Source organism: Pseudomonas sp. P129 (assembly GCF_020312195.1).
Classification (GTDB): Bacteria; Pseudomonadota; Gammaproteobacteria; order Pseudomonadales; family Pseudomonadaceae; genus Aquipseudomonas; species Aquipseudomonas fragariae.
On sequence record NZ_JAGPYS010000001.1, the window covers coordinates 513,716 to 526,604 of the forward strand.

Below are 12,889 nucleotides of genomic sequence, written 5' to 3' on the forward strand. Positions count from 1 at the left end.
ATGCAAGCCGCAGACAATCAGCTAGACGAGTCGACCCATTTCGAGGTCACGGAGTTCTGTTTTGCTCATGCGTGAAACCCCATTATTTATCGATGGCCCTGAAGGCCAGCTCGAAGCGCTGTACCAGGACGTCCCCGACGCCCGAGGTGTTGCACTGATCTGCCATCCTAACCCGATACAGGGTGGAACGATGCTCAATAAAGTCGTCTCGACGTTGCAGCGTACCGCACGCGATCAGGGTTTGATCACGTTGCGCTTCAATTACCGCGGCGTCGGCGCCAGTGCCGGTACCTCGGTCGCCGGGCCGGGCGAGATCGATGATGCCCAGGCTGCCGCCCAATGGCTGCGGGCGCAACATCCTGATCTGCCGATGATCCTGTTCGGATTTTCCTTTGGCGGCTACGTCGCTGCCAATCTGGGTGGCAGGCTGGAAGCGCAGGGTGAAACGCTTACCCATCTGTTTCTGATTGCGGCTGCTGCGTCGCGCCTCAAGGATCAGAGCGTACTGCCCAAGGCCTGCCCGCTGACGATCATTCAGCCGGAGAACGACGAAGTGATCGATCCCGAGACGGTCTATGCATGGTCCGCCGCGTTGCAACGTCCCCATGAGCTGCTGAAAGTGGCAGAATGCGGACACTTTTTTCACGGCAAGCTGACTGATCTGAAAGATCTGCTCCTGCCGCGACTTTCCAGCTGATTGCAGCCCGTATTGCATCCTATTGATAAGCGACCTGCCATGACCACTCGTATCCTGACCGGTATCACGACCACCGGCACTCCCCATCTGGGCAACTACGCGGGCGCCATTCGCCCGGCCATTGTCGCCAGCCGTCAGAGCGATTTCGACTCGTTCTACTTTCTGGCCGACTACCACGCGCTGATCAAATGCGATGACCCGCTGCGCATTCAGCGCTCGCGTCTGGAAATCGCCGCGACCTGGCTGGCAGCGGGGCTGGACGTTGATCGTGTGACCTTCTATCGCCAGTCGGACATTCCCGAAATCCCGGAACTGACCTGGCTGCTCACCTGCGTCGCGGCCAAGGGCCTGCTCAATCGCGCCCACGCCTACAAGGCGTCGGTGGACAAGAACGTGGAAGGTGGGGAAGACCCGGATGCAGGCATCACCATGGGGCTGTACAGCTACCCGGTGCTGATGGCTGCCGACATCCTGATGTTCAATGCGCATCAGGTTCCGGTAGGCCGCGATCAGATTCAGCACGTTGAAATGGCACGCGACATCGGCCAGCGTTTCAATCACCTGTTCGGCAATGGCAAGGAATTCTTCGTCATGCCCGAGGCGCTGATCGAAGAGAGCGTGGCGACGCTGCCCGGTCTGGACGGTCGCAAGATGTCCAAGAGCTACGACAATACCATCCCGTTGTTCAGCGCTGCCAAGGACATGAAAGGCGCGATATCGCGCATCGTCACCGACTCACGTGCGCCGGGTGAAGCAAAAGACCCGGACACCTCGCACCTGTTTACCCTGTATCAGGCCTTCTCGACCGCCGAGCAGTGCGCTGAATTCCGTTCCGACCTGTTGCAGGGCCTGGGTTGGGGTGAAGCCAAGAATCGTCTGTTCACGTTGCTGGATGCGCAGCTTAGCGAGCCCCGTGAAAAGTATCTGGGGCTGATCGAGCGTCCTGCCGATCTCGAAGACATCCTGCTCGCTGGCGCACAGAAAGCCCGACGTGTCGCCACCCCTTTCCTCGAAGAGTTGCGCGAGGCGGTGGGCCTGCGGTCGTTCCGTACCGTGGTGCAGAACGCCGACACCGGCAAGAAGAAGGCCACTAAAGGCGCCCGTTTCGTCAGCTTCCGTGAAGACGACGGCAGCTTCCGTTTCCGTCTGCTGGCAGCCGATGGCGAGCAGTTGCTGTTGTCGCGCAATTTTGCCGATGGCAAGGCGGCTGGCGTGGTCAGCAAGCAGTTGCAGCAGGGCGGTGAACTGGACCTGCGCAGCGAAGACGATCGCTTCACGCTGTGGCTGAACGGCGCCTGTGTGGCGGACAGTCCGGTATTCGCCGACGCTGCCACGCGCGACAGTGCCATCGAAACGCTCAAGCTGGCGCTCGCTCCCCAACAGGACTGATTGCCAATCCCCGGGGTCGTCGCTACAGTGACGACCCGTTTTTGTTGCCTTGCTAACGAATTATGACGCCCCTAGAACGATATCAAGCTGATCTGAAACGCCCGGACTTCTTTCACGATGCCGCTCAGGAAAACGCTGTGCGTCATTTGCAGCGCCTGTACGACGATCTGATCGCCGCTCACGACAGCAAGCCCGGCCTGTTCGGCAAACTGTTCGGCAAGAAAGAGCAGACGCTGGTCAAGGGGCTGTACTTCTGGGGTGGCGTAGGCCGCGGCAAGACGTATCTGGTCGATACGTTCTTCGACGCGCTGCCGTTCCAGGACAAGGTCCGTACGCACTTCCACCGCTTCATGAAGCGCGTGCACGAAGAGATGAAGACCCTCAAGGGCGAGAAAAACCCGCTGACGATCATCGCCAGGCGTTTTTCCGACGAGGCGCGGGTCATCTGTTTCGACGAATTTTTCGTCTCCGATATCACTGATGCCATGATCCTCGGCACGCTGATGGAAGAGCTGTTCAAGAACGGCGTGACGCTGGTGGCGACTTCCAACATCGTTCCTGACGGTCTGTACAAGGACGGCCTGCAGCGGGCGCGTTTCCTGCCGGCCATCGCGCTGATCAAGCAGAACACCGACATCGTCAACGTCGACAGTGGCGTCGATTACCGTCTGCGCCACCTGGAGCAGGCAGAACTGTTCCACTTCCCGCTCAACGAAGTTGCACAGGAGAGCCTGCGTAAAAGCTTCAAGGCACTGACGCCGGATTGCGCAGAAACCATCGAAAACGATGTGTTGATGATCGAAAACCGCGAGATCCGTGCGCTGCGCACCTGTGACGATGTGGCGTGGTTCGACTTCCGCGAGTTGTGCGACGGCCCGCGCAGTCAGAACGACTACATCGAGCTGGGCAAGATCTTCCATGCCGTGCTGATCAGCGGTGTCGAGCAGATGGACGTTGCCACTGACGACATCGCCCGACGCTTTATCAACATGGTCGACGAGTTCTACGATCGCAACGTCAAGCTGATCATCTCGGCCGAGGTTGAATTGAAGGACCTGTACACCGGTGGCCGCTTGATGTTCGAGTTCCAGCGCACCTTGAGCCGTCTGCTGGAAATGCAGTCCCACGAGTTCCTCTCGCGGGCACACAGGGCCTAGTCGCAGCGGCAAGTTTCAAGCTGCAAGCCGCAAGCTAAAAGCCCAGGCTCTTGCAGCTTGCAGCTTGCAGCTTGCAGCTTGCAGCTTGCAGCTTGCAGCTTGCAGCTTGCAGCTTGCAGCTTGCAGCTTGCAGCTTGCAGCTTATAGCTTCTCCCTCTGACCCTCGAACTGTTGCCGATACTGATTGGGTGACAGCTCGGTGTGCTGGCGGAACAGTCGGGCAAAGAAGCTGGCGTCGTCGTAGCCCACTTCGTAGCTGATGGTCTTGATGCTCTTGCGCGTCCCCGAGAGCAATCCCTTTGCCGTTTCGATCCGCAGCCGTTGCAGGTAATGCAGCGGCTTGTCGCCTGTGGCGGTCTGAAAGCGGCGCATGAAATTGCGAATGCTCATGCCGTGCTCGCGGGCCACGTCTTCAAAACGGAACTTGTCGGCAAAGTGCTCTTCCAGCCAGTGCTGAATCTGCAGAATGACCACGTCCTGATGAAGCTTCTGACCGCCAAAACCGATTCGCCCCGGCGAGTACGTGCGCCGCACTTCATAGAGGATGTCGCGGGCGACGGCCTGGGCGACATTGGCGCCGCAGAAGCGCTCGATCAGATAAATGTACAGATCGCAGGCTGAGGTCGTGCCGCCCGCGCAATACACGTTGTCGGCGTCGGTCAGGTGCTTTTCCTGATTGAGCAGGACCTTGGGATAGCGCTCGGCGAATGCGCTGAAAAAGCGCCAGTAGGTCGTCGCTTCCTTGCCGTCCAGCAAGCCGGCTTCGGCAAGCCAGTAGACACCGGTGGCTTCGGCGCAGAGTACGGCACCGTTGGCGTGCTGCTCGCGCAACCACGGCAGGATCTGTGGGTAACGCTGGCAGAGGGTTTCAAAATCGTCCCAAAAGGCCGGGATGACGATGATGTCGCTCTGGCACAGCGCGCCGTCGACCGGCAGGGTGACGTCGCTGAAGCTGCTGACCGAAAGCCCGTCCGGGCTGACCAGGCGCGTTTCGAAGGCGGGTACGAGGCCGTGGCCCAATTGCTTGCTGTAGCGCAGGCTCGCCAGATGGAAGAAGTCCTTGGCCTGCATGACGGTCGAGGCAAACATCTTGTCCGTGGTCAGGATGCTTACGCGGCGCAGAAGAGTGGCGTGTCGGATCGGCATAGTCGTTATTCTTATATGGGTAAATGGTCAAGCAACGGCTGGATCGTCTTATTTTTTGCCAAAACTGTCCAGCCTCGTTAAGTGGGGCTCCTTGGCAGGGTACCCATGATGGCTTTGTGCTAAGGGGGGTAAATATCCGCCAATCCACGCCCCGCAGGCAATAAACAGAATGTGAACAAAAAATCCGGTTGAGGTTATTTTTACAGTCTGTATAATCCGCCAGCTCTTTGCAGTGGAAGTGATGCGCCGTCTGCCGAAGAATCTTGCCGTATAACGGACGCGCTGACCCGAGCCCCCGATAGCGTCTGTTTCCGGCTGCCTTTGACTTGTCAAAGTACGCACTATTCAGTAAGATCCGCCGTCTAATTTTCAGGGCGGCCCCTGAGGCTATAAAGAATGAAAACTTTTACTGCTAAACCGGAAACAGTTAAGCGCGACTGGTTCGTCGTCGACGCTGCTGGTCAGACCCTGGGTCGTCTGGCCACCGAAATCGCGAGCCGTCTGCGTGGCAAGCACAAACCGGAATACACTCCGCACGTTGATACCGGCGACTACATCGTCGTGATCAATGCCGAGCAGATCCGCGTTACTGGTGCCAAGACCACCGACAAGATCTACTACTCACACTCCGGTTTTCCGGGCGGGATCAAGTCGATCAACTTCGAAAAGCTGATCGCCAAAGCTCCTGAGCGCGTGATCGAGACCGCGGTCAAAGGCATGCTGCCTAAGAACCCGCTGGGTCGCGACATGTATCGTAAGCTGAAAGTCTATGCGGGCGCTGTACACCCTCATACTGCTCAGCAGCCCCAAGAACTGAAGTTTTAACGGAATAGTTCATTATGTCGGCGACTCAAAATTACGGCACTGGCCGTCGCAAGACCGCAACCGCTCGCGTTTTCCTGCGTCCGGGTACTGGTAACATCTCGATCAACAACCGCTCCCTGGACAATTTCTTCGGTCGCGAAACTGCCCGCATGGTAGTTCGTCAGCCGCTGGAACTGACCGAGACAGTTGAAAAGTTCGACATCTACGTCACCGTTATCGGTGGCGGTGTAAGTGGTCAGGCTGGCGCAATCCGCCACGGTATCACTCGCGCTCTGATGCAGTACGACGAGACACTGCGTGGCGCTCTGCGTAAAGCAGGCTTCGTGACTCGCGATGCTCGTGAAGTTGAACGTAAGAAAGTCGGTCTGCGTAAAGCGCGTAAGCGTCCGCAGTACTCGAAGCGTTAATACGCTCTTCGTTCAAAGAAAGAACGTCCATCCCCTCGCGGGGCTGGGCGTTTTTTTATGGGCGTGTGTTTTACGGTTAAGGTGTTTTTGGGCTGCTCGTTTTACGTCGATATTGTGAAATTTATCCGCCTGTCGACGAAGATTACGGAATTTACATCGCGTAAATGAGCTATCTTGTGGCCCGCGACGAACACCTGTCCTGTTGCGTTCATTATCGGATGCGCCCTTGAAGCGCGTTCGTTCGTCTGTCCGATAAATTTTAACAAGCGAGGAGGATCGCCATGGGCGTGACCAACCGGTTGGCCTGCTACTCCGACCCCGCCGACCACTATTCTCATCGCGTACGCATTGTGCTCGCCGAGAAGGGTGTCAGCGCCGAAATCATTGAAGTGGTGGCAGGTCGTCATCCGCCGCAACTGATTGAAGTAAATCCGTACGGCAGCGTGCCGACCCTCGTCGATCGTGACCTGGCGTTGTACGAGTCGACCGTGGTGATGGAGTATCTGGATGAGCGCTATCCACATCCGCCTCTGCTGCCCGTCTATCCGGTTGCCCGTGCCAATAGCCGTTTGCTGATCCATCGTATCCAGAGAGACTGGTGCGGCCTTGTCGACCTGATTCTGGACACGCGCAGCAAAGAGCCTGCTCGTGTTCAGGCGCGCAAGGAGCTTCGCGAGAGTCTGGCCGGGGTTTCCCCGTTGTTCGCGGAAAAAGCTTTTTTCATGAGCGACGAGCTAAGTCTCGTTGACTGCTGTCTACTCCCCATACTCTGGCGTTTGCCAATTTTGGGTATTGAATTGCCGCGGCCTGCCAAGCCGTTGCTTGATTACATGGAGCGCCAATTTGCGCGTGAGGCTTTTCAGACGAGTCTGTCTGCTGCCGAACGTGAAATGCGCTAAGGCTTAAGGAGCCGTTGATGAACTCCAGTCGCCCTTATCTTGTTCGTGCTCTCTATGAGTGGATCGTCGATAACGATTGCACCCCGCATGTGCTGGTCAATGCGGATTACCCGTCGGTGCAGGTCCCGCAAGGGTTTGCCAATGACGGGCAGATTGTCCTGAATGTTTCGCCCAGTGCCGTGCGTCATCTGCATATGGATAACGAAGCGGTCAGTTTCGAAGGCCGCTTCGGCGGCGTGCCGCACACGCTTTACGTACCTGTCGCTGCCATCCTGGGTATTTATGCCCGCGAGAACGGTCAGGGCATGGTTTTCGATCTGGAGCCTTCCATGGAAGAGGGCGAGGAAATCGAGATCGAGATCGAAGACGATACGCCTCCGCCAGACAGCGAACCGCCACGTCCGAGTGGCAGGCCGAGTCTGAAGGTCGTGAAGTAAAAAACGGGCAATAAAAAAGGCGATCTTCGGATCGCCTTTTTCATGCCTGTCGGTCACCCGTCAGTCGATGTACTCGAAGAGTTTGACGATCTTCTGCACACCGGAGACGCCCTGTACCAGGTTGGTGGCGCGATTGGCTTCGTCCTGGGTCACCAGGCCCAGCAGGAACACGATGCCGTTCTCGGTCACTACCTTGATGCGCGAGCCGGGGATGGACGCGTCAGCGATCATCTGGCTTTTGATCTTGGTCGTCAGCCAGGCGTCGTTGTTGCGCGCCAGCAGCGAGGAGGGTGCCATCACCTGCAGTTCGTTGTTGACCTTCTTGACGCGCTGAACCGCGCTGGCGGCCTGTTCGGCCATGGCCTTGAGGTCGGCACGCGGTGTCTGGCCCGCCAGCAGCACGATGCCGTTGAAGCTGGTCACAACGATGTGGGAACCGTCTGCGAGGTCAGGGCTGGCCTTGGAGATGTTGACGGCTGCCTTGGTCTCGATCAGCGAGTCATCGATCTTGCTGCCGAAGGTGCGCGTGCCGCGATCATCTTCGATCGGTTTTTCGCGAGTGGCCGTGATCACCGAACTGCATCCGGTGACGCTGAGGCACAGTGTCAGAACCAGTAGGCTGAGACGATTAGGGGTCATTCTTCACTCCCGAACAGTTGGCTGTCGATCAAATCGCAAAGGCAATGGATCGCCAGCAGATGGACTTCTTGTATGCGTGCCGTGACATTGGCGGGTACGCGGATCTCCACATCCTCGGGCAATAGCAGCGAGGCCATGCCGCCACCGTCGCGTCCCGTCAATGCTACGACAATCATTTCGCGATCATGTGCGGCCTGGATGGCCTGAATAATATTCGCCGAGTTGCCGCTGGTGGAAATGGCCAGCAACACATCGCCTGGCTGCCCCAGCGCGCGGATCTGTTTGGAGAAGATTTCGTTGTAGCTGTAATCGTTGGCGATCGAGGTGATCGTCGAGCTGTCGGTGGTCAGTGCAATCGCCGGCAGGCTCGGCCGCTCACGCTCGAAGCGGTTGAGCAGTTCCGAGGAAAAGTGCTGTGCATCGCCTGCTGATCCGCCGTTGCCGCACGCGAGCATCTTGCCCTCGTTGAGCAGGGCATTGACCATGACCTGACTGGCTTGCTCGATAAAGGGTGCTAGGACTTCCATCGCCTGTTGCTTGGTTTCGATGCTGGCCTGGAACAGCCGGCGAATTCGGGATTGCATGTCCATCAATGTGACCTTAATTAGAGCGTACGGCGGCGAGGCGGATGCGCCGGGTTCTCCCGGGAGCTATCCGGCACACAAGGTGTGCAGCCGGCAAAACAAATAGCGAAATCGGTGAGGGCTGTAGCGTATTGCATTCCTGGCTCAGGCTGGGCCGCTGCGCCAGCTCAGCTGTCAAAAGCGCTCTTGATCCAGTTCAGCGGTGCGGCATTGCCAGGCTCGCCTTCAATGGCGATCACGTCGAAACGGCAAGGATGATTGGCCCAGGCCGTTGCGTGCTGCAGAAAAAGCTGTGCGGCCGTGACGAGTTTCTCCTGCTTGCGAAAATCGACGCTTTCCATGGCGCCGCCCCAGCCTGAATGGCGCCGGTAGCGAACTTCGACGAATACTACTGTATCGCCGTCAAGCATGACTAGATCAAGCTCGCCGCGTTTGCATAACCAGTTTTGTTCAATCAGGCGCAGCCCCTGTCGTTGCAAAAACTGCAGGGCGAAGGCTTCAGCCTCGCGCCCTGCTTGCTGGCGGGTGCTGCGTTGCATCAAGGAGCCGTGTCCGGCAGGCGCTGGACCTTGCCGTCGACGAATTCAGCCCATGGCAGCTGGCGTTCGACGCGACGGCCAGGGTTCAGGCTGAGGCCGCCGGACAGCCCGTCAATGCGGCTGTCAGGCATTGCCTTGAGCTGGGCGAGGCGCGGTGCCAGGCGATAGGCGTCGATACCCATCGCATACAGACGACCCAGGCTGCCTGCAGCCTGTGGCCATTGCGCGGTCACTTGCTGGCGCAGCGGGTCTTCGGCGTTCAGCAGCCATGGCGTTTCGCAGAAGCGCACGCCATTCAGGTCCATGTATTGCGCGTGATCGTTGCTGTTGGTGAACAGGTGCGACGTGGCGTAGACCGGAACGTCACCTGCGTACTGAAAGACCATGGTGGGTTTGATCTGCTGCGCTTGTTGCGGGGTTGCGGCGAGGAACATGAAGTCGATGTCCTGGCGACGGCTTGGCTGAGCGGCGATCTGAGTGCCGGCCGTGCTTTGCAGGCGCTGCGCGCGGCCTTCGCTGTTGCGCAGCTGGAACAGATCGGCGACCTGCTGTGCCAGTTCTACAGGCTGATCAACGTGCTCTGCAGCGATCAGCGTGCCGCCCTTGGCCTGCCAGCTCTTGCGGAAGGCATCCAGCACGCGGTCGCCCCATTCACCTTTCGGAACCATCGCCACGGCGCTGCGCTTGCCGTCCGCCCAGGCGCGACGTGCGACCTCGCGGGCTTCGTCTTCTGCGGCCAGGCCGAACTGATACAGCTGGGCAGGGCCTTCATTGCTGGTGTCGCTGTAGTTCAGCGCCAGGGTAGTGATAGGCAGCTGCTGACGGCTGTTCAGCTGTTTGACGAGGTTCTTTTCCAGCGGACCGACGACCAGTTGCACACCAGCGGCCTGAGCCTGACGGTAAAACTCGTCCATCGAGGTGATTCGCGAGCTGTCGAAGACCTGAATGGCCGGCGGATTCTCGCCTGCTTGCTGAGCCTGGAAGTGCGCGGCCATGAAGCCTTCGCGCAACGCCTTGGCGACCGCGGCCAATTGACCATCCTGGGGCAGCAGCAGGGCGATTTTGGTAATCGGCTCGCTGGTCAGTGCACGCAGCTGCGCGAGGGCAGTAGGCAATTGCAGTGCAGCAGGGTGTTTAGGGTTCTGCGCTTTCCAGTTGTCGATGGCAGCCTGTTGCTGCTCGAGCGTGCCTGCGCCCTTGATCGAGCGAGCCAGGTTCAGCCAGCCGCCCATATCGTCGGTGGCTGTGCTCTGCAGTTGCTCGGCAGGCAGGGCGGAGACCAGTGTCCAGATCGCGTCATTGTTGGCGCTGGCGTCTGTGCCTTGCAGCAGCGGGCCGGCGTAAACCCGCTCGTTGGCGGCTGCCAGAGCCTGACCATCGGCTTCCAGAGCGCGTGCCTTGACCATGTGAGTGCGAATCTGCTGCTCGACCGACAGTTCGCCAAGGCGCTGCATGCTTGGATGATTCAGGGCGGTCAGCGCTGCCTTGGGTTGATTGCGGCCCATCGCCAGCTCAGCGGACAGTGTGCTGGCGAAAACCTGCAAGCCGGGCTTGAGTTGATCGATTTGCACCTGTCCGAGGATTTGCGCGGCGCGCCCCGCGTCATTCTGGCGGCTGGCCAGATCGGCAGCACTCAAGCGCAGCGTTGCGGCCTGCTCGGGTGTTTTGGCGCTGGCGGCCTGCTCGAGCAATTGCTCGATACTGGCATCAGGGGTTCGAGGCAGCTCGCCAAGGCTGGACGAGGGCGAGCTGGCACAGGCTGCGAGGAGGGCAGCGAGGCAGAGGGCAGAGAGCAGCCGCAGACAAGCGATCATTGGTATGTTCCTGAAACTCGAGCGAATTAACGGGGGATTGTACCCAAGCGCTGGCCGGGGTGCGATGTCGAAGGTATTTAAAGCCGTGATATCAGTCGCGTTAAGGTCATCTGGCGGCCAAATCGTTCAATTCGAGAGGTGCGCCGCGCTTCTTGCTCGGGTCTGAACATGTTTTCATTCCTTTTTTGTCGGCATCCTGACGCACGAACCGTTCCGCCGGGCCGCAGTCTGTACAATGCATTTTTTCCAAGTGCCTGTTTTAACCTGCGAGGTTTGCGTTTTGACTGTTCCGGTTGTTTCGAATTCCACTTCGGGTTCGCTTTATGTAGTGGCGACTCCTATCGGCAATCTGGACGACATGAGCGTGCGAGCCCTGAAGGTGTTGCGTGAGGTCGCGCTGATTGCGGCTGAAGACACGCGTCATTCCGCACGGCTGATGCAGCATTTCGGCATCTCTACGCCATTGGCGGCCTGTCACGAACATAATGAACGTGATGAGGGTAGTCGGTTCATCACGCGTCTGCTGGCCGGTGATGACGTCGCACTGATTTCCGATGCGGGCACGCCACTGATCTCCGATCCCGGTTACCACCTGGTGCGCCAGGCGCGCGCCGCGGGTGTGCCGGTCGTACCGGTGCCGGGCGCGTGCGCCTTGATCGCAGCGCTGTCTGCGGCCGGGCTGCCGTCGGATCGATTCATTTTCGAAGGCTTTCTTCCGGCCAAGTCTGCCGGTCGCAAGGCCAGGCTTGAGCGTGTCAGGGAAGAGCCGCGCACGCTGATCTATTATGAGGCGCCGCACCGCATCCTGGAGTGTCTGCAGGATATGGAACTGGTCTTCGGTGCTGACCGTCAGGCGTTGCTGGCGCGTGAAATAACCAAAACTTTCGAAACCCTCAAGGGTCTGCCTTTAGGTGAGCTGCGGGCGTTCGTCGAATCCGACAGTAATCAGCAGCGTGGCGAGTGCGTCGTGCTGGTGGCGGGCTGGACGCCGCCGGATGACGAGGACGTCATCGGTGATGAGGCCCGCAGGGTGCTGGATTTGCTGCTTGCCGAGATGCCGCTCAAGCGCGCCGCAGCGCTGGCTGCCGAAATAACCGGCGTGCGCAAGAACCTGCTGTATCAGGTGGCGCTGGAAAAACAGAAGGAGTAACACGCTGCTTTTGAAAGGGACAACCGGGACACGCATGCTATTAAAGCTTGTTCTTGATGGCGTGTGCCGCTAACCTTGTCGGCGGAGAGTCGATTGGACAGTCGCTGCCTCTTGTTGTTCCGCAACAAGGGGGGGAGGAAAGTCCGGGCTCCATAGGGCGGAGTGCCAGGTAACGCCTGGGAGGCGTGAGCCTACGGAAAGTGCCACAGAAAATAACCGCCTAAGCACTTCGGTGCCGGTAAGGGTGAAAAGGTGCGGTAAGAGCGCACCGCACGTCTGGTAACAGTTCGTGGCAAGGTAAACCCCACTCGGAGCAAGACCAAATAGGGTTCCTAGGCGTGGCCCGCGCTGGAACCGGGTAGGTTGCTAAAGACGTCCAGTGATGGCCGTCGTAGAGGAATGACTGTTCTCGACAGAACCCGGCTTACAGATCGACTCTCCACCTTTTTTCTTCCCCTTCGTTTCAAGCAGCAAAACCCCTCCGTAATACCAAAAAAATCTTACAGCTCATAAATTACATTAACTTCGAATCGCAACGATTTGAGTTGCGTGGGATTTATCCGTCGGATCCTTCGCAAAATTACCCTTTTATCCCCAATGCCTCTCCTAAATCTCCGAAATGTAAGGGTTTTCCTTAAGACCGTGCCTTGACGGTGTGGTGGGCGCGTTCCTATAGTGTGCGCAAGTGGCAGAAAGTGGCACGAAGTGGGTTTTTTTAGCGCAAAAAGCTAATATTCGGAGAATGCGCCTGTGTTCCGTGGTGCCAATGCGATCAATCTCGATGCCAAGGGCCGTCTCGCTATGCCGAGCCGGTACCGTGACGAGTTGGATTCGCGTAGCGCCGGCCAACTTATCGTGACCATTGATGCCGTTGATCCATGCCTTTGCCTTTACCCGCTTTCCGAATGGGAGCTGATAGAGGCAAAACTTCGTGATCTGGCGACGTTTCGTGAAGAAAACCGTCGTCTGCAAAGGCTTCTAATTGGTAATGCTGTCGATCTGGAACTCGATGGCAGCGGGCGTTTTCTGGTGCCGCCACGTCTTCGCGAATACGCGAAGCTCGACAAGCGCGTGATGTTGGTGGGCCAGCTCAACAAGTTTCAACTGTGGGACGAGGACGCCTGGAACGCTCTTGCTGACGCTGACCTGGCTGCCATTCAAAAACCTGGCGCGATGCCCGACGAATTACGTGATTTGATCCTGTGA

The 12,889-nt window shown here is 58.4% G+C and carries 14 protein-coding genes and 1 other RNA gene; 10 read left to right on the forward strand and 5 right to left on the reverse strand.

The features are described from left to right. Positions 1–67 precede the first annotated feature (67 nt). The 3 genes from KBY02_RS02320 to zapE all read left to right on the forward strand — a co-directional run bounded on the left by KBY02_RS02320 (position 68) and on the right by zapE (position 3,243). The gene (locus tag KBY02_RS02320) at positions 68–697 is read left to right on the forward strand and encodes an alpha/beta hydrolase (protein WP_003406050.1); all 630 of its coding nucleotides are present in this window, start codon (positions 68–70) and stop codon (positions 695–697) included. 39 nt (positions 698–736) lie between these two features. After that, positions 737–2,086, forward strand: coding sequence for a tryptophan--tRNA ligase (locus tag KBY02_RS02325; RefSeq protein WP_011268853.1), 1,350 nt, complete (start codon positions 737–739; stop codon positions 2,084–2,086). Between the two features lie 62 nt (positions 2,087–2,148). Beyond that, entirely contained in the window at positions 2,149–3,243 is a 1,095-nt protein-coding gene (zapE, locus tag KBY02_RS02330) for a cell division protein ZapE (RefSeq protein ID WP_003406046.1), read from the forward strand. A gap of 141 nt (positions 3,244–3,384) precedes the next feature. On the opposite strand, the gene KBY02_RS02335 is transcribed toward zapE, so the two are convergent. Further along, positions 3,385–4,290, reverse strand: coding sequence for a GlxA family transcriptional regulator (locus KBY02_RS02335; RefSeq protein ID WP_162488814.1), 906 nt, complete (start codon positions 4,288–4,290; stop codon positions 3,385–3,387). 495 nt (positions 4,291–4,785) lie between these two features. On the opposite strand from KBY02_RS02335, the gene rplM reads away from it, so the two are divergent. The 4 genes from rplM to KBY02_RS02355 all read left to right on the forward strand — a co-directional run bounded on the left by rplM (position 4,786) and on the right by KBY02_RS02355 (position 6,957). Continuing rightward, positions 4,786–5,214, forward strand: a complete 429-nt coding sequence (gene rplM, locus KBY02_RS02340; RefSeq protein ID WP_002555065.1) for a 50S ribosomal protein L13 — start codon at positions 4,786–4,788, stop codon at positions 5,212–5,214. 14 nt (positions 5,215–5,228) lie between these two features. Beyond that, positions 5,229–5,621: a 30S ribosomal protein S9 gene (gene rpsI, locus KBY02_RS02345; protein ID WP_002555064.1), complete on the forward strand. Its 393-nt coding sequence runs from the start codon at positions 5,229–5,231 to the stop codon at positions 5,619–5,621. Positions 5,622–5,902: 281 nt separating this feature from the next. Beyond that, positions 5,903–6,520 (forward strand): glutathione S-transferase N-terminal domain-containing protein, encoded by a 618-nt coding sequence (locus KBY02_RS02350; RefSeq protein WP_003406040.1) that lies wholly within the window; start codon positions 5,903–5,905, stop codon positions 6,518–6,520. Positions 6,521–6,537: 17 nt separating this feature from the next. After that, positions 6,538–6,957: a ClpXP protease specificity-enhancing factor gene (locus KBY02_RS02355; protein ID WP_003313571.1), complete on the forward strand. Its 420-nt coding sequence runs from the start codon at positions 6,538–6,540 to the stop codon at positions 6,955–6,957. Positions 6,958–7,017: 60 nt separating this feature from the next. Here KBY02_RS02355 and KBY02_RS02360 read toward each other — a convergent pair whose 3' ends face one another. The 4 genes from KBY02_RS02360 to KBY02_RS02375 form a co-directional block, all read right to left on the reverse strand. Next, positions 7,018–7,596, reverse strand: coding sequence for a BON domain-containing protein (locus tag KBY02_RS02360; protein WP_003406039.1), 579 nt, complete (start codon positions 7,594–7,596; stop codon positions 7,018–7,020). After that, complete coding sequence (locus KBY02_RS02365; protein WP_003418801.1) at positions 7,593–8,186, reverse strand: phosphoheptose isomerase; 594 nt, start codon at positions 8,184–8,186, stop codon at positions 7,593–7,595. Before KBY02_RS02365 ends, KBY02_RS02360 begins: the two co-directional genes overlap by 4 nt. Positions 8,187–8,347: 161 nt before the next feature. Continuing rightward, complete coding sequence (locus KBY02_RS02370; protein WP_024638357.1) at positions 8,348–8,722, reverse strand: YraN family protein; 375 nt, start codon at positions 8,720–8,722, stop codon at positions 8,348–8,350. Further along, on the reverse strand, positions 8,719–10,533 hold the full coding sequence (locus KBY02_RS02375) for a penicillin-binding protein activator (protein WP_032654337.1): 1,815 nt from the start codon (positions 10,531–10,533) through the stop codon (positions 8,719–8,721). The genes KBY02_RS02370 and KBY02_RS02375 overlap by 4 nt, the downstream gene beginning before the upstream one ends. Positions 10,534–10,813: 280 nt before the next feature. On the opposite strand from KBY02_RS02375, the gene rsmI reads away from it, so the two are divergent. From rsmI to mraZ, 3 genes are all read left to right on the forward strand, one after another. Further along, positions 10,814–11,683, forward strand: a complete 870-nt coding sequence (rsmI, locus tag KBY02_RS02380; RefSeq protein ID WP_024641908.1) for a 16S rRNA (cytidine(1402)-2'-O)-methyltransferase — start codon at positions 10,814–10,816, stop codon at positions 11,681–11,683. Positions 11,684–11,768: 85 nt separating this feature from the next. After that, an RNA gene (gene rnpB / locus KBY02_RS02385) (RNase P RNA component class A) lies at positions 11,769–12,126 on the forward strand. A gap of 307 nt (positions 12,127–12,433) precedes the next feature. Further along, complete coding sequence (gene mraZ / locus KBY02_RS02390; protein ID WP_003406034.1) at positions 12,434–12,889, forward strand: division/cell wall cluster transcriptional repressor MraZ; 456 nt, start codon at positions 12,434–12,436, stop codon at positions 12,887–12,889.

Excerpts from the sequence above, each read along its gene's own strand:
- KBY02_RS02350 (WP_003406040.1), top strand. The coding sequence starts at position 5,903 with ATGGGCGTGACCAACCGGTTGGCCTGCTACTCCGACCCCGCCGACCAC.
- rpsI (WP_002555064.1), top strand. The coding sequence starts at position 5,229 with ATGTCGGCGACTCAAAATTACGGCACTGGCCGTCGCAAGACCGCAACC.
- KBY02_RS02365 (WP_003418801.1), bottom strand. The coding sequence starts at position 8,186 with ATGGACATGCAATCCCGAATTCGCCGGCTGTTCCAGGCCAGCATCGAA.
- KBY02_RS02360 (WP_003406039.1), bottom strand. The coding sequence starts at position 7,596 with ATGACCCCTAATCGTCTCAGCCTACTGGTTCTGACACTGTGCCTCAGC.
- KBY02_RS02325 (WP_011268853.1), top strand. The coding sequence starts at position 737 with ATGACCACTCGTATCCTGACCGGTATCACGACCACCGGCACTCCCCAT.
- KBY02_RS02320 (WP_003406050.1), top strand. The coding sequence starts at position 68 with ATGCGTGAAACCCCATTATTTATCGATGGCCCTGAAGGCCAGCTCGAA.
- KBY02_RS02375 (WP_032654337.1), bottom strand. The coding sequence starts at position 10,533 with ATGATCGCTTGTCTGCGGCTGCTCTCTGCCCTCTGCCTCGCTGCCCTC.
- rplM (WP_002555065.1), top strand. The coding sequence starts at position 4,786 with ATGAAAACTTTTACTGCTAAACCGGAAACAGTTAAGCGCGACTGGTTC.
- zapE (WP_003406046.1), top strand. The coding sequence starts at position 2,149 with ATGACGCCCCTAGAACGATATCAAGCTGATCTGAAACGCCCGGACTTC.
- KBY02_RS02355 (WP_003313571.1), top strand. The coding sequence starts at position 6,538 with ATGAACTCCAGTCGCCCTTATCTTGTTCGTGCTCTCTATGAGTGGATC.